At 46.3% G+C, this 24,845-nt stretch carries 23 protein-coding genes; 8 read left to right on the forward strand and 15 right to left on the reverse strand.

What is annotated here, in order from left to right; genetic code table 11:
• The 3 genes from F459_RS0101745 to F459_RS0101755 all read right to left on the reverse strand — a co-directional run.
• Positions 1–199 (reverse strand): transposase (locus tag F459_RS0101745; protein WP_020611011.1); only part of this gene is annotated, 199 nt, incomplete at its 3' end.
• 47 nt (positions 200–246) lie between these two features.
• Positions 247–876, reverse strand: coding sequence for a DUF3644 domain-containing protein (locus tag F459_RS0101750; protein ID WP_020611012.1), 630 nt, complete (start codon positions 874–876; stop codon positions 247–249).
• 204 nt (positions 877–1,080) lie between these two features.
• A complete protein-coding gene (locus F459_RS0101755; protein ID WP_020611013.1) occupies positions 1,081–2,181 on the reverse strand; it encodes a hypothetical protein in 1,101 nt (366 codons plus the stop codon).
• Positions 2,182–2,829: 648 nt separating this feature from the next.
• Here F459_RS0101755 and F459_RS0101760 point away from each other — a divergent pair.
• Positions 2,830–4,116: an integron integrase gene (locus F459_RS0101760; protein ID WP_020611014.1), complete on the forward strand. Its 1,287-nt coding sequence runs from the start codon at positions 2,830–2,832 to the stop codon at positions 4,114–4,116.
• Positions 4,117–4,146: 30 nt separating this feature from the next.
• Here the strand turns inward: F459_RS0101760 and F459_RS0101765 are convergent, their stop codons facing one another.
• Positions 4,147–4,950 (reverse strand): SDR family NAD(P)-dependent oxidoreductase, encoded by an 804-nt coding sequence (locus F459_RS0101765; protein ID WP_020611015.1) that lies wholly within the window; start codon positions 4,948–4,950, stop codon positions 4,147–4,149.
• Between the two features lie 128 nt (positions 4,951–5,078).
• Here F459_RS0101765 and F459_RS0101770 point away from each other — a divergent pair, with 128 nt between their 5' ends.
• The 3 genes from F459_RS0101770 to F459_RS0101780 all read left to right on the forward strand — a co-directional run bounded on the left by F459_RS0101770 (position 5,079) and on the right by F459_RS0101780 (position 7,902).
• Positions 5,079–5,951, forward strand: a complete 873-nt coding sequence (locus F459_RS0101770) for an SDR family oxidoreductase (RefSeq protein ID WP_020611016.1) — start codon at positions 5,079–5,081, stop codon at positions 5,949–5,951.
• Positions 5,951–6,559: a TetR/AcrR family transcriptional regulator gene (locus F459_RS0101775; protein ID WP_020611017.1), complete on the forward strand. Its 609-nt coding sequence runs from the start codon at positions 5,951–5,953 to the stop codon at positions 6,557–6,559. Before F459_RS0101770 ends, F459_RS0101775 begins: the two co-directional genes overlap by 1 nt.
• Positions 6,560–6,744: 185 nt before the next feature.
• Positions 6,745–7,902 (forward strand): iron-containing alcohol dehydrogenase, encoded by a 1,158-nt coding sequence (locus tag F459_RS0101780; RefSeq protein ID WP_020611018.1) that lies wholly within the window; start codon positions 6,745–6,747, stop codon positions 7,900–7,902.
• A gap of 381 nt (positions 7,903–8,283) precedes the next feature.
• Here F459_RS0101780 and F459_RS0101785 read toward each other — a convergent pair whose 3' ends face one another.
• The 3 genes from F459_RS0101785 to F459_RS0101800 form a co-directional block, all read right to left on the reverse strand.
• Positions 8,284–8,718 (reverse strand): hypothetical protein, encoded by a 435-nt coding sequence (locus F459_RS0101785; RefSeq protein ID WP_033301086.1) that lies wholly within the window; start codon positions 8,716–8,718, stop codon positions 8,284–8,286.
• Between the two features lie 136 nt (positions 8,719–8,854).
• Complete coding sequence (locus F459_RS0101795) at positions 8,855–11,362, reverse strand: FAD-dependent oxidoreductase (protein ID WP_020611021.1); 2,508 nt, start codon at positions 11,360–11,362, stop codon at positions 8,855–8,857.
• Between the two features lie 15 nt (positions 11,363–11,377).
• Complete coding sequence (locus F459_RS0101800; RefSeq protein WP_020611022.1) at positions 11,378–12,691, reverse strand: amidohydrolase family protein; 1,314 nt, start codon at positions 12,689–12,691, stop codon at positions 11,378–11,380.
• Between the two features lie 179 nt (positions 12,692–12,870).
• Between F459_RS0101800 and F459_RS0101805 the strand changes: the two genes are divergently transcribed.
• Positions 12,871–14,172: a sensor histidine kinase gene (locus tag F459_RS0101805; RefSeq protein ID WP_245540049.1), complete on the forward strand. Its 1,302-nt coding sequence runs from the start codon at positions 12,871–12,873 to the stop codon at positions 14,170–14,172.
• Positions 14,156–14,833, forward strand: coding sequence for a response regulator transcription factor (locus F459_RS0101810; protein ID WP_020611024.1), 678 nt, complete (start codon positions 14,156–14,158; stop codon positions 14,831–14,833). Before F459_RS0101805 ends, F459_RS0101810 begins: the two co-directional genes overlap by 17 nt.
• On the opposite strand, the gene F459_RS0101815 is transcribed toward F459_RS0101810, so the two are convergent.
• The 7 genes from F459_RS0101815 to F459_RS0101850 all read right to left on the reverse strand — a co-directional run bounded on the left by F459_RS0101815 (position 14,834) and on the right by F459_RS0101850 (position 23,013).
• Positions 14,834–15,646 carry a carbohydrate ABC transporter permease gene (locus tag F459_RS0101815; RefSeq protein ID WP_020611025.1) on the reverse strand — a complete coding sequence of 271 codons (813 nt, stop codon included), beginning with the start codon at positions 15,644–15,646 and terminating at the stop codon, positions 14,834–14,836. It lies immediately after the preceding gene.
• The gene (locus tag F459_RS0101820) at positions 15,643–16,524 is read right to left on the reverse strand and encodes a carbohydrate ABC transporter permease (RefSeq protein ID WP_020611026.1); all 882 of its coding nucleotides are present in this window, start codon (positions 16,522–16,524) and stop codon (positions 15,643–15,645) included. The genes F459_RS0101815 and F459_RS0101820 overlap by 4 nt, the downstream gene beginning before the upstream one ends.
• Before the next feature lie 66 nt (positions 16,525–16,590).
• Positions 16,591–17,955, reverse strand: a complete 1,365-nt coding sequence (locus F459_RS0101825) for an ABC transporter substrate-binding protein (protein ID WP_020611027.1) — start codon at positions 17,953–17,955, stop codon at positions 16,591–16,593.
• A gap of 15 nt (positions 17,956–17,970) precedes the next feature.
• Complete coding sequence (locus F459_RS0101830) at positions 17,971–18,999, reverse strand: Gfo/Idh/MocA family protein (protein ID WP_020611028.1); 1,029 nt, start codon at positions 18,997–18,999, stop codon at positions 17,971–17,973.
• Positions 19,000–19,237: 238 nt separating this feature from the next.
• Positions 19,238–20,017, reverse strand: a complete 780-nt coding sequence (locus F459_RS0101835; RefSeq protein WP_020611029.1) for an exodeoxyribonuclease III — start codon at positions 20,015–20,017, stop codon at positions 19,238–19,240.
• Positions 20,018–20,044: 27 nt separating this feature from the next.
• Positions 20,045–21,208, reverse strand: a complete 1,164-nt coding sequence (locus F459_RS0101840; protein ID WP_020611030.1) for an MFS transporter — start codon at positions 21,206–21,208, stop codon at positions 20,045–20,047.
• Between the two features lie 236 nt (positions 21,209–21,444).
• Positions 21,445–23,013, reverse strand: a complete 1,569-nt coding sequence (locus F459_RS0101850) for a histidine kinase N-terminal 7TM domain-containing diguanylate cyclase (RefSeq protein WP_020611032.1) — start codon at positions 23,011–23,013, stop codon at positions 21,445–21,447.
• A 138-nt stretch (positions 23,014–23,151) separates the two neighbouring features.
• Between F459_RS0101850 and F459_RS0101855 the strand changes: the two genes are divergently transcribed.
• Entirely contained in the window at positions 23,152–24,270 is a 1,119-nt protein-coding gene (locus F459_RS0101855) for an aminopeptidase (RefSeq protein WP_020611033.1), read from the forward strand.
• A 104-nt stretch (positions 24,271–24,374) separates the two neighbouring features.
• Positions 24,375–24,548: a histidine kinase dimerization/phosphoacceptor domain -containing protein gene (locus F459_RS24630; RefSeq protein WP_407636021.1), complete on the forward strand. Its 174-nt coding sequence runs from the start codon at positions 24,375–24,377 to the stop codon at positions 24,546–24,548.
• On the opposite strand, the gene F459_RS0101860 is transcribed toward F459_RS24630, so the two are convergent.
• Positions 24,493–24,816: a hypothetical protein gene (locus F459_RS0101860; RefSeq protein WP_020611034.1), complete on the reverse strand. Its 324-nt coding sequence runs from the start codon at positions 24,814–24,816 to the stop codon at positions 24,493–24,495. The genes F459_RS24630 and F459_RS0101860 overlap by 56 nt on opposite strands.
• Positions 24,817–24,845: the final 29 nt, after the last annotated feature.

Consider the following 24,845-nt stretch of genomic DNA (forward strand, 5'->3'; position numbering starts at 1 on the left):
GAAACTTTTCTCTGTTGCCCAGAGCGGCAGGTCCTAACTCTGCATCCAGGTTCAGTATACCGTTATTTACCTGCTCTATCCAGTTTCGGATGGTCTGATCGTTTATGCCGTATTCCAGGGCTACCTCACGGATACTCCGCTTCTCAGGGGGTAAGACTTTTTTCAAGACTGATTCTTTGATGGCTCTGCTGTACCTCATACTGTCTCCATAGTTCTGTTCTCTGATGAAGAAATTAAATTCTCACATCAGGCGTAATCTATGTTGACACAGGGGGATAGTGGGTCAATATCCTCTTCATAGAAATGTATAAACTTACAACGATATTCGTATAATACTATCAAATTTTCTCTGATGTGGAAATATTCCTTTCCAAGCTGATCAATCACACAATTAAGTATCTTTTCGAAAGGTTTTGAATGACCATCACTTTGGAAAATATTAATATCTGGATAATATTTTGTAATATAAGATTTAAGAATTAATTCCCAAGAATTAATTAATAATATAGCGACAGTCTGATAGCGGTATGAAATGTTTGGTTTATTGTGTAATTCGATAGCAGAGAGCATACACTGTATAGAATTCTCTCTTAAATAATCGCTTAAATCTAATTCTAAAATGTCATCGACTTTTTTCTGTGAGCAATACTGAATAAATTCGTTTTCGGAAAACGAGTCAATTTCATCTAATGCGATTAATTTATTTTTATCTTTTTGAGAAATGAACTTATTTTTCAAGCTATTTCTAAAGTATGTATGAATTGATGTTACTTTGTAGTCTGCGGCCTCTGCTAATTCTGTAAAAGTAAAAAGGGATTTATCCTCATATTTCTTTTTTAGGAAGTGATATGTTTTTTTATATCCTTCTTTTGGCATTAGGTCATCCTTCTTTCATCTTTAAAATATAACATTCAATTGAGCTGCGTGGCGTTCACTGGCATGTGTTTGTGCTCTTTCCTTCATGCATTATACCATATCTTTCACAGATTAGTGCTTCCACTTTTAACCCAAGCTCTTCTTTACCCAATCCTCAGCACAAACCATGACAGTAGCCACGTCTGCTCCAATTGCTGGTTATGCTTATTCTTTATTCTTATAGTATTTATCTCTCCTCATCACGGCTACCTTCTGAATTAATTTAAACACCTCTTCTATCTCATTACTCTCATAGTCAGTAACTTCTACACAATAACAAGTATAATCTGTTTTATTGACACCTCTTTTAGATTCCAATTTATAATAATTGTTAAATGTTTCCATTCTCTTTATTACCCAAGCATATTCATCTTTTTCATTTTCTTTTATTTGAAAAACAATACTATTTGCTTTTATTTCGTCCGAAAGTATTCTATATCTTTTTTTCATTACATAAAACGATACCCATGCACTCTGATTATTTTCCCAATAAAATGTAAAATATTCAGGTGTTGAGACGGTTAACGGAGATACTACGAAGCCCTTTTCTTCCCATCTATCTATTTGGATCTTTATTTCTTCTCTTATAAAATTATTAGTAATTTTATCAATCTTATTTGCTAAATTTGCTTTTCCCTTTCTATTACTATTTAATAATTGTTGTTTATTATATTGTTTAACTATACAATAGAATTCGTCATTAATTTTTATACGTTTCATTTCAATTACCGTAATCTTATGAAACTTCTGCCCATACGATATAAAATAGCACGAAGTTAGTACTTCATCTGTAGCGTCCTCTGTAAAAAGAAACAAATTTATATTATTTTGTTTAATATTATTTTCTATTTTTGAGACAAGTCTATCATTCATTTTCTTATTTATCATTTCATCATTTTCAATTTTTGATAGAAATCTTTCTCTATCGATTATAAGATTATAAATTGAAAATGAATCTAAAGCATATTTTCCTATCTGCGATATCACTTCCTGTCTATTTCTCATGTCTTCACCACGTTTTATTTCTATTAATAACACTGCACCACTTTCATTGAATCCAATAAAATCTATAGAGCTTTCCTGACTTAACTGTTCTTCATGTAATAAGAAAATATATTCCCCGAATATTTCATTTCTATTTGCAATAAAAAATGAATGCATATCATATCTATTATCATAATTTTTAACTTCAGCCTCAAAGCGTATATTTTGATAATTGATTTCTTTAATTTTATGATTATTACTATTTTCTCTAAATATATTCATACGCTTCCATAGTTAATTTCTTCCTTGATCTTTGTAACTGTTCATAAATCACTTCATCACCTACTATTTAAACCGCATCCCCAATTAAGCATAACATAATAACTTCTCTCTTATTCCGCATAAACCGCTTAGCACATTACTTATGGCCATAAAACTTCCTCATACATACATTATTCCCGTCAACAATGGTCATAACGTGCTACATAATAGAGATATACCCAGTGGGCATAACCTACCTACCACACCAGTTTAGTCCCAGCGCCATGATGCCAGTGGGAACCTTGATTACATACTGTCCCAATAGTTGCCCCAAAACCAGCTTTCATACACTTTACACTAACTCTTGCCTTTTCTGCAAATTTTTCATGAAATAGGTAAACTTTACTTAGTGCTCGGAATCCTGATGGTACACATGCCGTTTAGCACGGTAGACACCTTTCTTTTAAACCTGCCATACTTTCTCCCATGGTTTAACTTTCAATTGATGGTGAGAAAAGGAATTATCTCTTTTCAATCACTAGGATTCCGAACAGTAGATATCGTTTCCAGCACGTAATGTGCAGTCTCTCCTATTCATCCGGACATCAACAATAGTACTTCCAATGTTGAATACTTCAGGAGATTTCTGCATTTATACTGTTAGAAGTCATGCACGATAATAGTTTTTATAGATACCTTACAGAAAGGCTACGCTACAATGAGAAAAAGGCAACATATTTGCAAAACTGGGTAGCAAAATATCATGCCTTCAAAAAAGGCAGACCCTTTGGTTCTGTAGCAGATTATCTTTCAATGCTTTCCGCCCGTTTTGAACCATGGCAGGTCCTTCAGGCAAAGGAAGCGGTCTATCTTTACTTACGCTTTACAGGTAAACTCCCAAAACACGATACTTCGTATAAACCGACTCCCCCTTATAAAGCAAGAGTCAAAAATACAGAAGATCCTAAACCTCAGGAACAAAGGGAATTATCTGTTATACGGCTGTGGGACGAAGCAACCAGGATAATGCGACAAAGCCTCAGGATTCAGCACAAATCCTACGCTACTGAAAAAACTTATCTTGGGTGGGTTGAACGATTTGCTCGGTGGTCTCGCCTAACGCCCGATAAACTGACAGAACAACATGTTAAAAAGTATCTCTCGCATCTGGCTGTGGATCGAAAAGTTGCAGTAGCAACACAACGGCAAGCATTTAACGCCCTCCTCTATTTCTATCGTTACGTTTTAGCAATTCCTATTGAAGATCTGAGTGGGACAGTCGCTTCCAAAATCCCACAACGGCTTCCCGTCGTACTATCGAAAAAGGAAATCGATGCTACACTTTTGTGTCTCCCGGTCCTGCACAAGCTTATGTGTAGAATCATTTACGGAGGTGGATTAAGAATCAGTGAATGTCTTTCCTTACGGATAAAAGATCTTGATTTTGAAAATGGGGTACTTTTTGTTCGGGCAGGCAAAGGCAATAAAGATCGAAAAACACTTTTTCCTCAATCACTGCATCAGGATGTTAAAACTCATATGGCCCATATTCATTTACTTTATGAGGATGATCGGGCAGAACATCGAAATGGGGTCATGCTGCCCTTTGCCTTAGAGCAGAAATACCCGCTTGCAGGAAAAGAGTGGAAGTGGTTTTGGCTTTTTCCTTCCCCAAAACTTTCCATCGATCCTATGAGTGGAATAGTCCGTAGGCATCACATCTACTCGTCTACACTCCAGGGAAGTTTCAAAAAGGCATTGGACCGTGCAGGAATACAAAAGCATGCAACTGTCCACACCCTACGCCACAGTTTTGCAACACATCTTATCGAGCATGGCTATGATATTCGATCGATACAAGAATTGATGGGGCACTCAGATGTATCTACGACAATGATCTACACCCATATAGCAGAAAAGAATAAATTGAGCGTCATAAGCCCCCTCGACTTCTGACAGATAGTCACGGGATCACAGAAGCAGGCGCTATAAGAACGCCATGGTGCGTTTTGCACGGCGGTTTTTCCAACGGGAACCAATTACCGCAGCAACAACTTGCATTGGCATAACCAGGCCCAAAGAGCGAAGAACACCGTTGATCCTTCCAGGAATATATATGAGCCGGTTTCTTAAGGCCGAATCGATGGTTTTTGAGGCCACCATTCCTACATTCCGCGTAGTTATTCGCCCCATGATTCCCTGCGATTCAATGGAATCGATGAGATCAGGCCGTGTAGGCATCCCAGCGGGGCAGAGAATTGTCACAGAACCTCCCACATCACGAATCTCCTCCCGGAATGCCACAAAGAAATTAAGGAGAAAACGCTTCGAAGCAGCGTACATCGCTTTGATCGGCATTGGGTAAAACGCAGCCAAACTTGCTACGGTGACAATCCGAAAAGGCCTACCCTCTTCCCGCAACCGAAACAGCTGTGCTGTCGTTTCAAGTGATGATTCGATATTGAGGCGCAAAAGATTTCGAACCTCGCTTCCGCTGCGCTCGAGAAAGGGACCTTCGTAATCCAGCCCGGCCACATTGATTAGCATGTTGAATTGAAGCCCCTCACCTTTTACATACTGATATAATTCCTGCCGTGATCTCGTATCGGTCAAATCACAGGGATAATACTCAACATCACAAGAAAATTGGCGCTGCAGTGATTCGGCAAGTATCCTTAAAGAAGCTGTCTGCCTATCGGTAAGAAATAGACTCCATCCCCGGGAAGCGCATTCCACAGCAAAAGCTTTACCAAGTCCGCCCGTAGCTCCCGTCAGAAAAACAGAAATCATATGCGACTCCTTATTTAATCATATGATTAAATTATTTGATTAATAAAAAAAAGTCAATCACATGTTTTAATCAGTTGATTGACTAGAAGATCCATCCGGGATATGATGAAGAATACGCGAGGTGATGCATGAATAAAACTGCGGTAATAACGGGAGCGACATCGGGAATCGGCTTGGCCACGGCACAGGCCCTTGCACAGCAAGGGTGGTACATAATCGGCATAGGCAGATCCGAAGAACGTTGTGTCCAGGCAAAGGCTACGATAGAAAAGGCCGGTGCCTCCGGCTGCGAATTCACCGTTGCTGATCTCTCTTCACAGAATCAGATCAAACGAGCGGCAAAAGAAATCATGCTGATGTCACAGAATGGAGGAAGGGGGACGCTTGATGTTTTGATCAACAATGCAGGAACCTTTTCCAACTGGTTTATACAAACAGAGGATGGCATAGAACTCCAATTTGCAGTGAACTATCTTGCCCACTTCCATCTCACCCTTGCATTGCTCCCGGCACTCTCAAAGGCCTCTGAGCCCAGAATAATAAGTGTGAGCTCCGCCTCACACCGCCACACGCATCTTCGTTGGAACGATATCCAGCTCCGCAAACATTACAGCGGGCTTCGTGCCTATAAACAAACAAAGCTCGCCAATGTGCTTTTTTCCGCAGAGTTCAACAGACGATATTCGGCAAGGACCGGCATACAAGCCTTTGTGGCCGACCCGGGCCTGGTTCGTACCGAAATTGGGTTAAAATCAAGCGGCGGTTTGGCAAAGTTGGTGTGGAAAGTTCGGATGGCACAGGGACGTCCGCCTATAGAAGGTGCGGAAACATCGGTGTTTCTTGCAACAGAACCCACCGTTTATAACAGCGGGCAGCTCTATTGGCGGAACAACATGCCAGTTGCACCGGATGCATCGGCACTCAACCAAGCGGCGGCAGAACGATTATGGCAAATCTCGGAACGCATGTGCGGCATAGAACAGGAAAAGGAGCCTGATTGATGAAGACACAACAAGACACACGGTCAGAGAATGAGGAACAGATTATTCTTGCCACCATCGAATGTATCGAAACCTTCGGCATCCACGACGCCACAATACGAAGAATCGCTCAGAGAGCAGGAGTCAATAGCGCCGCCATCAGCTACTACTTTCGAAGCAAAGAGCATCTCCTGCAAGTGGCAATGGAACGGACACTTGAAAATGCTTTTGATTTAAACGATTTTAGTGATTCCGTCGGGAAACCGGTGCAGGAACGCCTTACTCATATTTTCTCCTTTCTATTAGAGGGAGCCCTCAAATTTCCAGGCATCAGCCGTGCCCATTTTTATGAGCCCTTCATCGAAGGGAACTACGAAACTCCGGGAGTAGAATGCATAAATGCATTTCTTTCCGCACTCGAAGCAGAAATCCTGACAAGCAGTAACTTCTATACAAAACAAGAGGTGCAAACGAAACTTGTCTATCTCACCAGTGCAACCATGATATATCCGGGACTGATGCCGAAGCTATTGGAGCCCTTTAGCAATGTGAAACTGTCTGATAAGGCAACCAGGAATGCGTATGTTGAGAACTTGGTATGGGCTCTCTTTCCCACTTCGCAGCCGTAAATAGCAAAGCCTAACAGATAGTGTCCCGAATATTGGTGGTCAGACACTTCTAAAGCTAAAAATTGATTATTCTCCACACCGTATTGCCCCAATTCGGCCATAATTTTCGCAAAGGGATTGACTGCTTTATTATTTATCGATATATTTATATCGGTAATTAGATAACGATACCAAGGAGGCACGTTATGGCAGTCATGAACTATTCGGTTCCAAGGACGATTGTATATGGCGAGAAGGCCCTGGATAAACTTGGAGAGCTGGAAGGGAAAAAAGCGATGCTGGTAACCGGCGGAAGCTCAATGAAACGGTTCGGCTTTCTTGATCAGGCAAAAAATATTCTCGAAAAAGCGGGCATGAAAACAGCCGTGATAGACGGGGTTGAACCAAACCCCTCGGTCAAAACGGTAAAGAAAGGCGCCGAAGCGATGATCGCTTTCCAGCCCGATTGGATCGTGGCCATCGGCGGAGGTTCTGCCCTGGATGCGGCAAAGGTGATGTGGTGCTTCTACGAACACCCAGAACTTACCTTTGAAGACATTGTTACCCCACTTACCATGCCAAAACTCAGAACAAAGGCACGTTTTGCAGCCATCCCCTCGACAAGTGGCACAGCATCGGAAATCACGGCGTTTTCCGTTATTACGGATACCGATAACCACATCAAATATCCCCTTGTCTCTCCGGAAATGGTTCCCGATCTAGCGATTCTTGATCCGGCTCTTCCCGCAAAGATGCCGGCACATATCACCGCAAACACCGGCATGGATGTTATGGCACACGCTACCGAAGCGTTGGTATCAACCGCATCCACCAGCTTTACCGACCCTTACGCGCTCGAAGCAATCACCCTGGTTGCAGAATGGCTTCCCAAAGCCTACAAAAACGGTAACGATATGGAAGCCCGCTACCATATGCATAACGCATCCACTCTGGCAGGCATGGCCTTCACCAACGCATCCCTCGGCCTGGTGCACTCTTTAGCGCACAAGATCGGAGGAGAGTTTGGTGTTACCCACGGCCTTGCAAATGCTATTTTGATGCCCTGGATCATCGAATTCAACAAAAAATCGACAGATAAGTACGTACTGGCGGAAAAGGCGTTGAAGGTCGACAACCTTGAAAATGAAATCAGGCGGCTGAATAAGGTTCTCGACATTCCCTCAAGTTTCGCAAGTTGCAATGAAGTAGACTTCAGCGAAGAAAAATTCAAAGCGGTCCTGGATCGTATGAGTGAGAATGCCTATAACGATCCATGTACCCTTACCAATCCCGGTGCGCCTTCGATTGCCGATGTAAAGGCGATCTACCAGGCTGCCTACTACGGAGAATGGAAGAAGGCATAGCGGAGCATATCTGCTATAGCTTGTAAGTAAGGCTTTTCCAGGAACGGACCCGGACCCCAGCACAGACCCTCCTCTGCACCCGGGCCCGTTCCTTTTCTATAGTGTTCCGAATATTGGTGATATATTCGCTGTATCTTCTTTCCTCTGTGCATTTGTCCGGTGGCAATGGAAAAAAAGGAGCCATTACGTACATATGCCCATGGGAAAATGAGATAGGAGGTATGTATCACCAATATTCGGAACAGTAGGGGGGAGTGGAAGACGCGAGGCGGCGCCCGGCGGAGGGGACGGAGCCGGGAAGCGTCAGCGTTGCGCCGCCGCTCCGCGACGGCAGGAGCGGCGCGGCTGAAACGAGGGGGGAGGCTTCCCCCCCCAATAAAACTAAAAATAGCTCCCGTGATCTCTGAGTGTATCAAGGATCTGATCGTCGAAGAACATGTTGATAATCTTACGGTCCGTACCGTTGTCGTATTCGGTGATGACAATCTTAATCGGATAGTCGCTGCAGTAGACAAAATAGGTTGTTTCCTCAAGCCCTCCGAGACTGACGGTCGAGACCTTGTCCCAGGCAAGGTAGTCTCCGTAGAGCGATTTGATCTGGCTAAACTGGGCAATCCAGTTGTTACGTGTTTGGGTCACATTCACGACTTTCTCTTCCAGCAATGAACCGGCAAGCAAATTGGTAATCCCTTCTTCATACTTTTCCTGTTTCAGGGCCTGAAAAAAATCCCCGACCTTGGCATCAAGCTCTTTGGAAGCAAAGAGCGTGGAGATGGAAATAAGCATCAACAGAAAAAGGAGCGGTAAGCGTTTCATATATTCTCCTCATATAGGTTTACTTCAGATACTCGATAGTGTAACACGGGAAGAGGAAAGAAAAAACGGCCGGAAGCTGGAGGATTTTGCTTCCGGCCGAAAAGGAAAGTGGGTATATCAATTGCAAGATCGAGAATCAGATTCGTGATTCTGCAAGTTCGTCCACTACCGTTGCGGTGAGGGCACCGGTGGGACAAACCGAGACACAGGCACCGCAGCTGCGGCAAAGTTCTCGATCCACGCTCATGATCGGAAAATCAAGGGTCCTTGCGTTGTAGGGGCAGACGGCGACACAACGCAGACAGTTGATACAGCCGCAGTGCATGCAGCGGGCGGCCTCTCTTCGAGCGGCATCCTCGCTGAGGCCGGTTTCAACCTCCGGGAAACCTGACAGGCGCTCGGAGACGGGGAGCATCGGGCTCTCTTCTTTTGCACTGCCCACATCGGTCACCTCGATGAAGTAGCTTCGATGCTGGCTTTTGGTCTCCATAACCGAACCTGCTCCGCCGAGGCTTTGATGTATCGCCTGGGCGCTTCTCCGGCCGGCGGCGATGGCCTCGATCACCGATGCGGTCTCACTGGTGCAGTCTCCGGCGGCATAGATACCATCGCTTTTTGTCTTGCCGGTCGAACTATCGGAAAGGGGCGGAAGAAAATCGGTATCAACACGCTGCCCGGTTGCAATGATGACAAAGTCGGCATCGATGCTTTGCGACGGAGCTCCGGAGGGAACGGGCTTACGACGTCCCGACTCATCAATTTCGCCAAGGCTCATGGGGGTGTAGCGAAAGGCCGCGGCCTTGCCGTTGCCCTCTATGCTCTTTGGGCCGGCAAGGAAGATATAGCGTACCCCCTCTTTTTCGGCCTCGCTGATCTCCTCTTCGTAGGCGGGCATATCTTCCCGTTCCCTACGATACAGGAGGGTCACCGATGCTGCACCGATTCTCAAGGCGGATCGTGCCGCATCCACCGCAGCGTTTCCACCACCGATCACCGCGACGTTTTTGCCCGAAAGGCTGGTGAAACGACCGAGCGCAAGATCCCGCAGGAAACGGACGCCGGAGACGACACCCTCTTTATCCATACCGGGAATCTCGACCGCGGGATCTCCGTGAGCTCCGGTGGCAATGAGAACTCGCTCGTAGCCCTGCTGTTTTAACTCTTCTATGGAAAGATCCCTACCGATGGTAATACCGGTTCTGATTTCCACGCCCATTCGGATGACCCGATCGACCTCCAGTTTGAGGATATTCTTGGGAAGTCGGAACTCGGGGATACCGACGGCCAGCATGCCCCCCGCCATGGGGAGAGACTCAAAGATCGTCACGCTGTAGCCGACCCTGGCAAGATAATAGGCGGCGGTAAGTCCTGCGGGCCCGGCGCCGATAACGGCAAGTTTTTTCCCGTTCTTCGGAAGCATCTCGGGAAGCGGCAGTTTGTCGCCAAAGCTTTCATAGGTTTTATCTGCGGCAAGCCGTTTGATGAGACGAATCTGCAAGGAATCATCGAAAAGAGAGCGCCGACAACTTCCCTCGCAGGGATGATCGCAGACCCTGCCGCAGATTCCGGGAAAGGGATTGGTAACGCTGATGGTTTCATACGCCTGCACATAGTTACCTTTCCGAACCATATCAAGATAGAGGGGAACATCAACCCCGGCGGGACAGGCAGCCTGGCATTTTGCGTAGTAGGGCTCATATGAGAACTCAAGCTTTGCCACTCGCTCCGCAGTGGGGAAATTGGGTAGTGCAATGCCTTTTGCCTTGGTAAGGGATGAATAGCCAAGCTGATCAAGTAAAACCGAAAGGTCATGGCAAAGCTTGTTGAGATAATCCATTCCGTGAATGATCAGACTGGAGCAGATGCCTAGGGCCTGGGCACCGGCCATTACGTATTCCACGGCGTCCTCGGCCTTGCCGATACCGCCGATACCGACAAGTTGACTACAGCCGTTTCGTGCAATCTCCGATACAATACGCATGGCAACCGGACGCATGGCGGCTCCGGAAAGCCAACCGTAGCCGTCGGCGCTGTTCATTTCGGGTCGGGCGTTTTGAATGTCGATCTTCAGGGTCGGTCCGAGAGAGTCAATGGCGGAAATAGCGTCCGCCCCCTTTTCAAGGCACTTCCTGGCAGTACCGACAGGATCGGGCCAATTCCCGCTCAGTTTACAGATGACGGGAATGGAAACCCGCTCTTTTGTGGCAACAAGCATGGGAAGCAAGGTATCTTCAGTATAACTGACAAGCTCGATCATATCGGCTCCGGCGGCCTCCGCACGTTTGACCAGAGCCTCTGCTTCGGGAAGGGTATGACCGATGCTGGCAATAACAACCGCTCCGGCGGCCTTGGTCATCGGGATTTCCCGCTCAAACCACACCTCGGGAGGAGAGTCCGCCCATTTTTCACAGTTGATCAGCGAATCCTCGTTCACGATTCCTATATGGGGAGTCGGGTTGATCGCCGCATTAAGGCGGATGGTTTTTGTCACCACGGCGCCTGCCCCTGCCTTGTGAGCCTCGATCAGGCCCTCGGCCGCATAGGAGAGTGGACCGGATGAGAGAATAAAGGGACTTTGCATGTTGATGCCGCAAAGCTCACAGCTGATATCGGCACCCTTCAATTCTTTGATATTAATCATCATCTTTCCTCCACGATGTTATGAAAAGGTCCAAAACGTCTCAGTTGCCTCGCGCAGTTCGTCTTTGATCGCCGCCTCATCAAGGGTAAGCAGTTTTCCCTGTTCTTTGAGAAGAACGCCGTTGACCATAACCTCACAGACATCCTCGGGGTTTCGGAAAAGGATCAGTTGATCGTACACATTTTTCTCATTGATCGGTGTCGGTGTATCCAGACCGATGGTGATGATATCCGCCAGAGCCCCCTCTTTGATGGTCCCGATATCGTCTCTACCCATCGCTCTTGCACCTTGGGCTGTGGCAGTGTCATAGACCGCCGAGGCAGGCATCACCTGAGGATCCTGATGGTAGGCTTTATGGATCAGAAAGGCGCCCCGCATCACCTCGAAAAAATTATTAACATAACCGTCCGTACCGAGACCGGTGGTCACCCCTTTTTCCAGGTAACTCGGAATCGGGGCCACACCACCGCCGACCTCGCAATTTGAAAGGGGCATATGGACCACGCGTACCCCCCGTTCGGCGAGAATGTCGATCTCTTTCGGGCTCATTTGCACACCCTGGCTTGCAAGGACGTGAGGCCCGAGATAGCCCCACTCATCGTACAATTCAACGGGACGCTTACCGTATTTCTCCATGACCCAATTGGGTTCGTACACGCTTTCGGAAAGATGCATATGGATACCGCAGCCCAGTTCATCCGCCGCCTTTTTGGCCTGCATGATGTACTCTTTGCCGGCGGTAAACAAGGTGTGAATGGAAATCATCCCTTGCACCAGACTTCCCTCTTTATTGTTGTTCCTTGCAAAATCAATATTTTCCTTCAGACCGACCTGCCCATTCTCGGGACTTATTCGCTCACATGCCTCAAAACTGAGGATGCCTCGAAGACCTGCCGACTCCACAACACGTTTCTCAATATCCAGAGCACCGGGAACCGAATTGGGCCCTTCCAGAACCTCCATGAAGGTGGTGATACCGCTTTTGATCATTTCCACACAGGCCCACTTCGTCGTGATTTCCACCAGACGATGGTCGATCCTGTTCTCCACATAGGGCCACCAGAAATCCTCAAGGAAGCTGGTAAAGTCGGTAACTACCGCATCGGCACTGATACCGTGGGAAAGCACACCATACATATGCATGTGGCCGTTGATAAATCCCGGAGCAATAAGCTTATCGGTTGCATCGATACATTTGTCTCCGGCAGAAACGGTCAGGCTTTCGTTGGGTCCGACCTGCACGATGGTATTCCCTTCCACCCGCACGCCCCACGCCTTTCGAATGCCTTCTTCGAGCATCAAAAAGCCACCTTTGATAACAGTATTGGCCATGGTTACCCCTCTTGTGTCATTGTGATTGTCCTGAATGATTATAGCCCCTTGAAACCGGTTTCACAAGTAAAATAGTACGAACTTAGAAGAAAATTTTTCACATGTAGTGTTACGAATCCTGGTGGTTTCGGAAAAATCAGGAATCAAAAGAAATGCCTTATAGATATATGATATAATGAATGAAATCTTCTATGACAGAACATCAGATGATCCACAGACGAATAGCCATCAAAGTACATTCTCTGCCATATGCCAGCACTATCGCTCTCTTTTTGTTCTGTAACTCCCTACTTTTGTATTTCGCTTCGACCCTTTACTATGGCAGTATACAATCTCATAGTGCTTCGCTTTGGGCCGCCTTTCGATGGCAATTTCTCCTGTTAATGGCCATATCGTTTTGTGCTTCCATATCCCAGATTTTCTTTTACCTACAGAAGAGTTCCCGCCTGCTTTTTTCCGAGTTGATACAATTCGTTTCACTAGTACTTATTGGCCTACCGATGGGACAGGACCTCACTATTGAGATGATCCTCAGTTGTGCACTTATTACCATGATCATCATGACCAATAGCCCAATTGCATGGATAAAGGTCCCTTTTATTCTCCTGGCATTTACCGTATTCCAATTCAAGCTTCGCTTTTTAGGCTATACGGTTGAAGCAGCCAAAGGGCGAATTCTGGCTATCTCCGAAATTGTTCTGCTACTTGTCTCTCTCATCATGTTCTTTATCAAAGACCTCATCAGTAATAATATCGAACTGAGACAAAAAAACAGGCAGCTGGAGGAAACCACCGGTCTTCTTACCAATGCTAATCGTTCCATTCAGGAATATACCCTGAGCATGGAAGAGCTATCTGCGGAAAAAGAGCGGTTGCGCATGACCCGGGAACTTCACGACATTATTGGTTATACCATGGTTAACACTACAATAATGATGGAAGAAGCAATCGCCCGCTACAAGCAAAAGGATGAGAGTGCACTTCTGACCTTAATTGTCAAAACCAGGGATCACGCAAAGAATGCGCATCAGGATGTCAGAAAAATATTATTAAATTATCGCTCGCAGCAAAAACGAAAGAGCTCTTTTATTAAGGACCTCATCAAACTGACAGAGACCTTTTCCTTAGCAACGGGCATAAGCATAGAGGTTTTTCCGTCAAACTTTCCGTCTGTTTTACCGTATCATGTTAGTTATGCTTTACTCAGGATTTCGCAGGAAGGACTTACCAACTCCCTTTATCATGGAAGGGCAAAGAACATCGTCTTTCTATTAACAAAAAGCATAGATTCGTTGTTTCTTATTATCAGGGACAACGGACAAGGGTCGATTCATTACGAAGAAGGTTTGGGTATCTCCGGTATGCGAGAGCGTTTACGAATGTTGAAAGGAACGCTCACCATCAAAGCAAAAAAAGATGTGTTTGAACTGCATATAGAAATTCCATACAAAGAGGGGCAACCAGATGTCGGATCGCATTAAACTGGTGCTCGCGGATGACCAGACACTCTTTCGCGAAAGCCTGTCCAATATTTTGAAACTGAAAGCGAAAGAATTCGATGTTGTCGGCCTGGCTCAAAACGGGGAAGAGGCCGTTGCCCTTGCGGCATCAACCGCTCCGGATATCATTTTGATGGATGTCAGAATGCCTATTCTGGATGGAGTGGAAGCAACCAAAATCATCCATGAACGATTTCCGGACATTAAGATCATGATGCTGACAACCTTCGATGACGATGAATATATTCTCCATGCCATTCAGAACGGAGCCATCGGTTATATCATTAAGACCATTCCACCCAACGAGCTGATTACATCCATCATGGCCCTGAAAAACGGTATATTCCAGATGTCTCCTTCCATTGCCGGAAAATTGGCTCGGCAGAAAGTGTGGGAACAAACAAAGACAAACATGCTGAACAAAGAACCGCTGCCTTCTTGGTTCCTCTCCCTGCGCGCCAAGGAACGGGCGCTACTTCTGTTAATCTGCCAGGGATACACAAATAAGGAGATTGGAAACAGGCTCTACCTTGCAGAACAGACGGTGAAAAACTACACAAGCCGAATCTATGAGGCAATGGAAGTAGATAACCGTCATGCTGCAATCAAAAAGGCCCTTGATGCCAATATCGACCAACTATAATTATCCTTTGATGGCCCCCATCGTCAGGCCCTTTACCAGATATTTCTGAACGAACATGGTAAAAATGACAATCGGAAGGATCGAGACAACACCGACAGCCGCCATTTCTCCCCATAAAACCCCCAGCACCGAAATGAAGCTGTTGACGATCGTCGGAACCGTCCGGGAATTAAAACTGGTTAGGAAAAATGCTAAAGCAAATTCATTCCAGCTTTGGATAAAACAGAAAATAGATGTGGCGGCTAAACCGGGGAAGATTGATGGAAACACAACCCTGCAGAAACCTTCCAGACGCGTACATCCGTCAAGCCATGCCGATTCCTCGATAGACAAGGACACATCTTCAATAAAGCCTCTCATCATCCAGATGGTAAAGGGAATATTGAACCCCAAATAGACAATGATCAGGAGTAGCTGCGTATCCAGAAGGTGGGTATAACGGGCCATGATAAAGAAGGGAATGACAACCGCCATTGGAGGCAACATTCTAAGAGAAAGGATTCCAAACGCCAGTGACTCCTTTTTCCTGAATTGAAACCGGGCCAAGCCATATGCGGCAAGTGTCCCCAGAAACACAGAAATTGCAGTTGTCGCCACGACGACGATAGTACTATTCAGGATAAAACGCAGAAAATCATACTTCTGGAACACGGTTTTGTAGTTTTCCAGTGTGGGCTTAAACAAAACCGAGAAGCTGATAATATCAACGCGTTGTTTAAAGGAGATCAACAGCATCCATAAAACCGGGGCAAGCGCAGCAAGAATAATGATCCACGTAACAACGGGAATAATTGGTGATTTCTTTCTCTTCATGCAGATTCTCTCGAATAACTGATTTTTTTTGCCAGGTTTGAAACAATTGGAATGATAATGAGCAACAAAATAACGGCACAGGCACTAGCTCGGCCCAGCCAGTGCGTCTGCTTAAAGCCCAATCGGAAAACATGAAGGCTAAGAAGCTCGGTGGCATTCCCCGGCCCACCCTGGGTGAGGTTATAAACGATATCAAAACTCTTAAGATTTTCAATCAGTTTGAGTAAGAGCGTAATGGAAACAATGGTGCTGATATGAGGAAGGACAATCCATACAAGTTTCTGGAACCAAGATGCGCCGTCGACATCTGCTGCTTCCAGCGGTTCTTGCGGAACAGTTTGCAAACCAGAATATATCATAAGTGTCACATACGGTGTCCATTGCCAAATGTCGATGAGGATAAGCGAAACAAGAGCAAAATCGGTACTTAGCCAGTTTCGCCCGGCACACCCCATCCACCTGAGGAAGGTATTCATAACCCCATATTCCGCATTCAAAATCAACTTCCACATCAGCGCAATGATAGAGGGAGTCGCAATCATGGGAATGATGAAAAGAGACAATTTCAGTTTTCGAAACCGGGCATTGGCATCAAATAATAAAGCAATAGCCGAACCAAGAATCAATTCGACAGTAACACTCACAAACGTATAGGTAAGTGTAATACATATCGATTTCCAGAAATCCTTATCAATCGAAAACAGGTAACGGTAATTTTCAAGTCCGACAAAAGAAAGATCCTCAACCCTCTGAGAAATATCATAATTCGTAAGACTGATGATATACAAAAAAAAGGTAGGGAAAATATTGATCAACGCCAAGACGGTTAAAGCCGGCAGCAGATACTTCAAGTATTCTCGTTGCTTAAACAGCATCATTCCAATTCCTTTGTGCCCAAGAGATAGATAAGAAGGCCCCCGAAAATTTTTCGGGGACCGAATCGCCTATTCATTCATGATCATTTCCACTTCAGTCTGAGCCTTCTCCATGGCCTTCTCCGGGGTAGAGATGCCGCTCAGGACATCGTTACCATAGTTCCCAACAATTTCAAGAACTTTAATCGCCTTCGGATGTGGGGGGATCCAGATGATACCGTCTTTGACCAGGTTGGCAGCTTCTTTCATGGTTAGTAGCTGTGCTGGTAAGGATTTATCTTTCGCTACTAGTTCTCCGTTGGTCAGTAAGGATTCTCTGACAATAACGCCACCGTCGTGTACATATTCCAAACTATGCTTTTTCCCGGTCATCCATACAATAAAGGCCCAGGCCGCCTCTTTCTGGGTATCCGAAACATCGCTCGATATGCCGGCACTCCATCCCGCCAGCGGTGCATAGGCTCCGACAGGACCTGCGGGAAGTGGAGCAAATTCTACTTTGTCGGTAATAGTCGACTTGGAGGGATCGAGGATCCAGGAGGCAATGGCGGTTGCGTCTATCCACATGGCCGTTTTTCCCGCCATGAACGCGCTGATGGCCTCTTCATGGGTGTATACGGAGATGTCGGGAGGCCCCTGCTTCATGAGTTCTACATAATACTTCAGAGAATCAACCGTTGCCGGACTATCCACCAAAACATCCCAGGTTTTCTGATCCAGAAATTGTCCACCCAACGAGTACATGAGTGTCATCCAGCCGCTGGCGAAATGGATACCTTTCTGGGCCCTCATTGCGATGCCATAGACCCCATCCACCTCTTCGTTAAAGAATTTCGCAGTCTCAAGAAGTTCATCCGTCGTTACAGGCGGAGTTTTACCGTACTTATCAAAGAGGTCCTTTCTGTAGGCCAAAAATCGGCTTTCGCCTGCAACGGGAATTCCATACACAACCCCGCCATACGAACCGACTCCATCCCGATAGGCGGGAAGAATATCTTCATAATCAAACCACGACGGAGTCAACGTACTGTCATTAATAAGCGGTTTAAGATCAATCATCACATCCACGGCCGAATACTGCGATAAATTGAATGCATCAAGAAAAAGAACATCGTAGGTTCCGGTTCCCGCATGATGGTCCATAAGGATCTTTTCGCGCAGCAACCCCTCTTCCATGATGTCCCAACGAACCTTAATGCCTGTTTCGGCAGTGAATTCACCTACCATTTCCCTCATTGCATTGCTGGAAGTATGCGACATACTGGCAATGGTAATGGTCGTTCCCTGCAATTTGTCCCTGACAGCATTGATATACGGATCGTCAGACACCGCAACCGTTTCACTGCTTCCGTTGGCGAAGATTGTTCCTGTTGCTGAAAATATCAGCAGAAAACATAGCAGAACAACGCTCTTCCAAACACTACTCCTTTTCATACCGTTCCTCCTGTTTTAATATTCGACCGTAACGATCTTATGCTCTTTCACCGATTCGAAAATCGAAAGAATCACCTTGCTGACATTGTAGGCATCCTGAAAGTCGACTAAAAATGGTTTTTCGTAATAGATTTTCTCGATAAAATCGATAATGCTCTCATACGAGAAGCCGGTAGGTTTCCCGTGTAATATCGGCTTAATAACCGTATCGGGATGGTCACTTACATCCTCCAGATAGCGTTCGATGGTCTGGTTATTGGTCAGATCCATGTTGAACATCCCCTTGGTTCCGGTCACATTTACCTTGATGTCGTTCCAGTGGGGATGCGTGTTCGGGGTTATCCAGCCGTTTTCCATGGTAGCGACAACGCCGTTTTTAAACGTCATGATCGTTTGATATATATCCGGTATGTCTATTCCGCGTTTAGTCAGAACCATCGAACGGGACAGGGCATAGACGGTATCTACCTCACTCCCGCAAAAAAAGCGCAGGGTATCCACCGAGTGAGATCCAAGAAACCAAAGGATGGAGGATTGTTCCGACCATTTCAGCATTTCCGTAGGCACGAAAATCGTATCGTTAAGCCGGTAATACATGGAAACAATATCACCGATCTTCCCCTCCTGAATATCTTGGTATGCCAATGCGATTGGAGGATTCCACCTGTTGTGATAATCCACCATACATCTGATACCGGATTTTGCATGAGCCTCTTTCATTCTTGCCAAGTCCTTGTGATTCGTCGCCAAAGGCTTTTCCAACAGGACATGCTTTCCTGCCTCGCAACATGCAATAAAAGGCTCAGCATGGGCGAAATCGGGAGTTACAATACTTACCGCGTCAAGCTCCTCTTTTTCCAGCATTTCACGATAGTCACCATAGGCAGCCACCCCATGTTCGGAAGCCAGGCGTTCTGCACGTTGAGAGTCAAGATCGGCTATAGCCACCAGATCAGCTAAAAGATGGTGGGAAACGATATCCGCATGGGTTTTACCCCAAGTGCCCGCTCCGATAATTCCCCACCGTAAAGGATTGATTGTCATGGTTATTCTCCCTCTGATTTTTAGATCATTATCAGAGCATGTAAGTCTCCGAACAAGGTTACGATAGTACTCAAAAAAGTACTTATTACGTACCTGTCAGAGAGAAAGGGGGGAGAAATCCTTTCGTTTTCTGGATTCTTTGATCTTTTCTACCTGCACTTTTGTAATTGACGGGATGAGAAAGAATTGGAATGCTTTAACCACCAGGATTCGGAACAGTAGATATGCGTTATTACATCTATTCCGCTACAGTCAGCACTACAGGGCAGTGGTCCGACCCCATTATCTCCGAACGGATTTCTGAGTTTCTGACCCGGTTCTCAAACCCTTTATCGGTACAGAAATAATCGAGCCTCCAGCCCACATTTCGTTCCCGACCCTTTGTTCGATAGGACCACCAGGTGTAGTTCCCACCTTCATTATTGAAGATCCTAAAGGTATCGGTATAACCGGCATCAAGAAAGCTACTCATCCAGGCACGCTCTTCAGGAAGAAAACCTGGATTCCCCTCGTTTTCCTTCGGACGGGCAAGGTCGATCGGCTCATGAGCGATATTGTAATCGCCGCAGACAACGACATGGCGGCCCTCACCGACAAGGCTGTTGCAACGTTTCAATATGGCATCGCAATAGGCAAGTTTATAATCGAGTCGTGCTCCTTCGCTCTGACTGTTGGGGAAGTAGCCGTTGATAAGGACAAAGTCGGGAAACTCCACAAGCAGGGCACGCCCCTCCGCATCAAACTCGGCGATCCCGAGAGGCGAAACAGAAAGAGGCTTTCTTCGACTGTAGACGGCAACCCCGGAATAGCCGCCGCGTTCGGCGGAACTAAAATAAGAGCAATAATCAGAGGGGCTCAGCAATTGCTCATCAAGCTGCTCGGGTTTGGCCTTTGTTTCCTGCAGGCAGACCACATCGGCATGTTCCTGCATCATGTATTCGAGCAATCCCTTTTTTTGTGCGGCACGAATGCCGTTAACGTTCCAAGATACAATTCTTGTTTCCATGATTCTCAGCATAAACGATAGTTTATCACCAGGCAACGATTATTCAGCAAGTCCGGCGACCCATCGATTATAGAGAATTACAAGAATCAGGGCAAAGAAAAGGAGCATAACAGGGATGGCCCCAAGTGCCGTAATCTCCACACCGAGGCCAACCAAGAGAGGAACCACCGCAGACCCGATACTGGCAAATGCTACCTGCCGCCCTATCTGACGTGAAGCATCTGCCTGCCCCACCACTGTTGGGGTGTAACTGACAAAAAGAGGAAAAAGTGGCCCACAGGAGAAACCGATGACAGGTAGGGCAACAAGAGAAATAGATGAGGACCATGGCTGGAGAAAGAGGAGACAGCCCGCGGCAACAACAAGAACCATGCGGGAAAGGATTGTGCGGGTGTGCCATCTCTGGCCGAGAAATCCGAAAAACAAACGTCCGACCATCAGTGCCCCCCAATAGATGCTGACCCAAAAGGCTGCTGTTTCAGGTGCCACACCACGCCCCTTTGTCAGCCAGGTAAAGCTCCATCCCCCGGTGGTCACTTCCACTCCCGTATAGATAAAAAAGAGAAGCATACCGATATTCTTAATTCGCCCCGAAACCTCACCCTCTCCAGCCTTATCTGCATCCGAAGAGAGAGAAACTCCACCGTTCCACATCTTCTGAGATACAATAAAAAGAAGGAGAAGCAGGGCTATCATGCTCAGGGTAATCAAATATCCCCTCTGCCAGGGAGCATGAAGATGAAGCACTCTGCGCATAATTACCGGACCGATCATGGCACCAAGTCCGTAGAAGGCATGCATCAACGTTATTTGCTCTTTGGTAAACCGTGAGGCAGAATAGGCGTTCAGTCCGGCATCAACGGCCCCGCCCCCCATGCCAAGCACCACCATAGAGCCGACGATCAGCGGCCACCTATCGGCGAAGGAGAAACCGGATAAGGCAATGAAAACCATCACATTGCTGGCTATCAGCAGACGACCGACACCAAGCCGTTCGATAAGGCGCCCTGCATTGGTACTGGAAAAAAAGAAACCGCAGGTCGCCGCCAGCTGAAGCAGGGCAAGGCGGCTTAGAGGCCTTGCAAACTGAGACGCAATAGAAGGCCAGGCAACCCCAAGCAAACCATCGGGAAGCCCAAGGCTCACAAATGCTATAAACGTAAGAAAAAGCAGCAAACGATTCTTGATATGCGTAGTGATCATGAAAGGATAATATCCCGGTTTTTATCATATGTAAACCGGTTTAGTGAAAAGAAAAACTAAGAAATCTCTATATTTTAACTAGTGTCCGGAATCCTGGTGGTTTTGTGCCGTTTTTCCCGGAGAAATCCTTTCATTTCCTGGATTACTTGTTCTTTTCTACCTGCACTTTTGTAATTGACGGGAAGAAAAAGAATTGGAATGCTTTGACCACCAGGATTCGGAACAGTAGATATATTTTATTCATTATCCGTTCCAAGGAAGGTTACTACCTGATTTCGTCCCTCAGCCTTTGCCCGGTAGAGCGCCTCATCCGCCTTTTTACAGAGAGATTCAAAACTGAAATCGGAACTCCCAAAGGAAGAGGTAACCCCGAAACTTGCCGTTATGGGAATAGAGGTTCCACTTTCAAGCAATAAGGGAGAAATCTCAATACTGCTTCGAATCCTTTCGGCAATAAGCTGCGCATCGGACAGAGATGTCTGGGGAAGCAGAATGACGAACTCCTCTCCTCCATAACGGCCCAAAAGGTCGGCCTCACGGACAAGTCCGCGGGCGATTTCTACAATATGGATAAGAAGCTGATCACCTACGTCATGGCCGTAGGTATCGTTCACCTTTTTAAAAAGATCAAGATCAAACATGATTAAAGCAAGATTCGTACCGTAATGAAGGGCACGCACCACCTCCTTCTCGCCGAAAGAGGAGAGATGGCGCCTGTTACTGATCCCGGTCAGTGGATCTTTTGATGCAAGTGTTTCCATCTTTTCCAGAAGTCTGACCCGATTGGTGATATCGTCAAGGAGAATGAGACTCCCGAGCACCCTCCCTTTTGGTGTCCGTATACTTGACCGTCGGGCCCAATAGTGGCGTAAAGAGTCGCCGGAAGCAATCTGAATATCGACGGAGACATCCCCACTATCCGATTCTTCGAACAGGCGGTTGCCCGATGTTATGTTCTTGAAAAGATCCTCACCATACACGCCCTTCTTCTCTTTTGTTAAAGCAGAAAAAACAAGAGAGGCGGCATGATTATAGTCCACAAGCCGCTTCTCGCTGTCCAAAACAAGTACGCCGGTATCAATGCTCTCGAAGACCTGCTCCTTTGCAATCGGCGAGACATCAAAAAGACGATATCGCAGAAGGGCAGAGGCCAAAAACAGGGAGGCAAGAAAAAGAGCAAAGGGCGTGGGATCGAAACCCGAGGGAAGAATATCCAACATGTAGACAAGCCATCCCGCCCAAGGAAAGAGGGCCCCGATAAGTATCAAAATACTTTGCCGCCGGAAAACCGCAACAGATTGAAGGAAAAAACGTAAAAAAAGGATGGCACCTGCACTGATGATGACGGCAACATGCCAGCGGGAAATCTTATACCAAAGCCCTTTATCAAAGGCAAGAAACGACATGTTCCATACCCTGTGGATCGTTGGATTGATATACATAAGATTATGATGTTCCTGTGTCAGGTGCAGGACCATGGTAATGCAGGGAAATCCCACAAGATAAAAAACCAGAGGAAGGGGTATTCGATCGCGGATCCCTGTGTAGTTCGCTGCAAATAAAAAGAAAAAGGTGGGAATGAAAGGAATACCCAGATATTGGAACTTCGACCAAACAATAAGTGTTGTAAGGTTTGCGGAAGCGAGCTCCATTCCATAACCCAAATTGTATATTGCAATCGATAAGCACAGGGCAATAAATGATTTACCGAGCGCCCGATCCCTGTGGCCCCAGGCAGGCACGGTAAGAGACAAAAGTATCGTACTGGATAAAAACAACAGTATCGATATGATCCCGATCCGCATAAAAGCCTCCTCTGTATCTTTGTAAGGCTTCCGCTTTTTCTTGTCCAGCTTTTCGAAAAAAGTAAGAAGCTGTTGTAGTAGAAATTTATCTCGAAACCCTTTTATATTGATATAAGTTTATAAGGAGAACATGGCATTATGAAGGATTTCAGACTCGAAAAGCTCGCTTCGCTTCTCGTTAACTATTCGACAAAGGTAAAGCCTGGTGATTTTGTGTTCATTATGGGCCAGGAAGTGGCCATACCATGGATAAAAGCGGTAACACGGGAGGTCCTTCGTGCAGGAGGGCATCCGGAAAGCCTCATCACCAGCGATGAAATCGAAGAAGAAATTCTGAAAATCTCCACCATTGAACAACTTCGTGAGAATAATTTTCTCATGGAACAAATGATGGGAAAAGCCGATGTCTTCCTTTTCGGATGGGGAAATTCCAACGTTAAAGGGTTCTCCAACATCGATCCGATGCGAATTCAGGAGCGTCAGAAAGGCAACAAGGCATGGAGAAAGCTTTACAGCGACCGCACCGGCACGGGTGACTTGCGATGGTGCGGTACCCAATTCCCAACCATCGCAGATGCCCAGGAAGCGGCAATGAGCCTGAGCGAATACGAAGATTTTGTCTACGCTGCCGGTCTGTTGGACAAAGAGGATCCAGTCGCCCAGTGGGAAAAGATCAACGAAGAGCAGAGCCGCTGGGCCCGCTATTTGGAGGGAAAAAAGGAACTTCACTTCCGTGCCACCGATACGGACCTAAAGGTACGGGTAGACGGACGCCGTTGGATCAGTTGCGCGGGAACAGAAAATTTTCCTGACGGCGAGATATTCTCGACCCCGCTTATCAACGGGGTCGATGGTCATGTCCGGTTTACCTTTCCTGCAATATATAAACAGCGTTCGGTCGAAGATGTTCGCTTTGAAATCAAAGAGGGAAGGATAGTAAAAGCACATGCTGCAAAGGGAGAGGATTTTCTCCATTCCGTCCTCGATACCGATGAGGGAAGCCGCTATTTTGGAGAAATCGCCATCGGAACCAATTACGGTATCAAGCAGTTTACCAGCAACACCCTTTTCGATGAAAAAATAGGCGGAACATTTCATATGGCTGCAGGAGATGCTCCCAAAGAGACCGGTGGCGAGAATGAGTCGGTCATCCACTGGGATATGATCTGTGACATGCGCCAGGGCGGGGAAATTACCGCAGACGGAGAGTGCTTTTATAAAGATGGGGCCTTTATCACCGAGATTTTGAAGGAATGAAGCCACATCGAGGGCCGGTCGTTATCCCCGTAACAACTATCCTGATCTATACACTTTTCAGTATCTATGACCAGCGGAAAGATCGGGCACTGGAAGAGCTGAGGATGCGACAGCGGGATATTGCAGACGGCCTCGAAGAAAAAAACGAACTCATTCGGGAACTGTATCACCGGGTAAAAAATAACCTTCAGCTTGTATTAAGCATGATACGGCTCACCCTATCTACTCTTCTTCGGGCCTCCACTGCTGAAAAAGATAGACAATCAAATCATCGGTAAAACGACGCAGATAGTAATCGTAGTCGAGGTCCTCTTCTTCGATGAAATCATCGGCAATATAGCGACTTACCGCATCCAAGATTTCCGGTTCTTCCCGTAGGGCATCAACATATTCGTCAAGCTGGCCAGCATCAACCTCGAAATCCTCCCGAATTTCTTCCAGGACCTCTTCAAGGGGATCAAAATCATAATCGGTAAGCGCTTCAATCAACTCATCTTGGCCAACTTCAATAGAGTCACCATCTTGTATTGGGGGTGAAAAAACCATGCACAGCCTCCTTCTCTCTCTACCCTTAT

The sequence above is a fragment of the Sediminispirochaeta bajacaliforniensis DSM 16054 genome (assembly GCF_000378205.1).
Lineage (GTDB): Bacteria > Spirochaetota > Spirochaetia > DSM-16054 > Sediminispirochaetaceae > Sediminispirochaeta > Sediminispirochaeta bajacaliforniensis.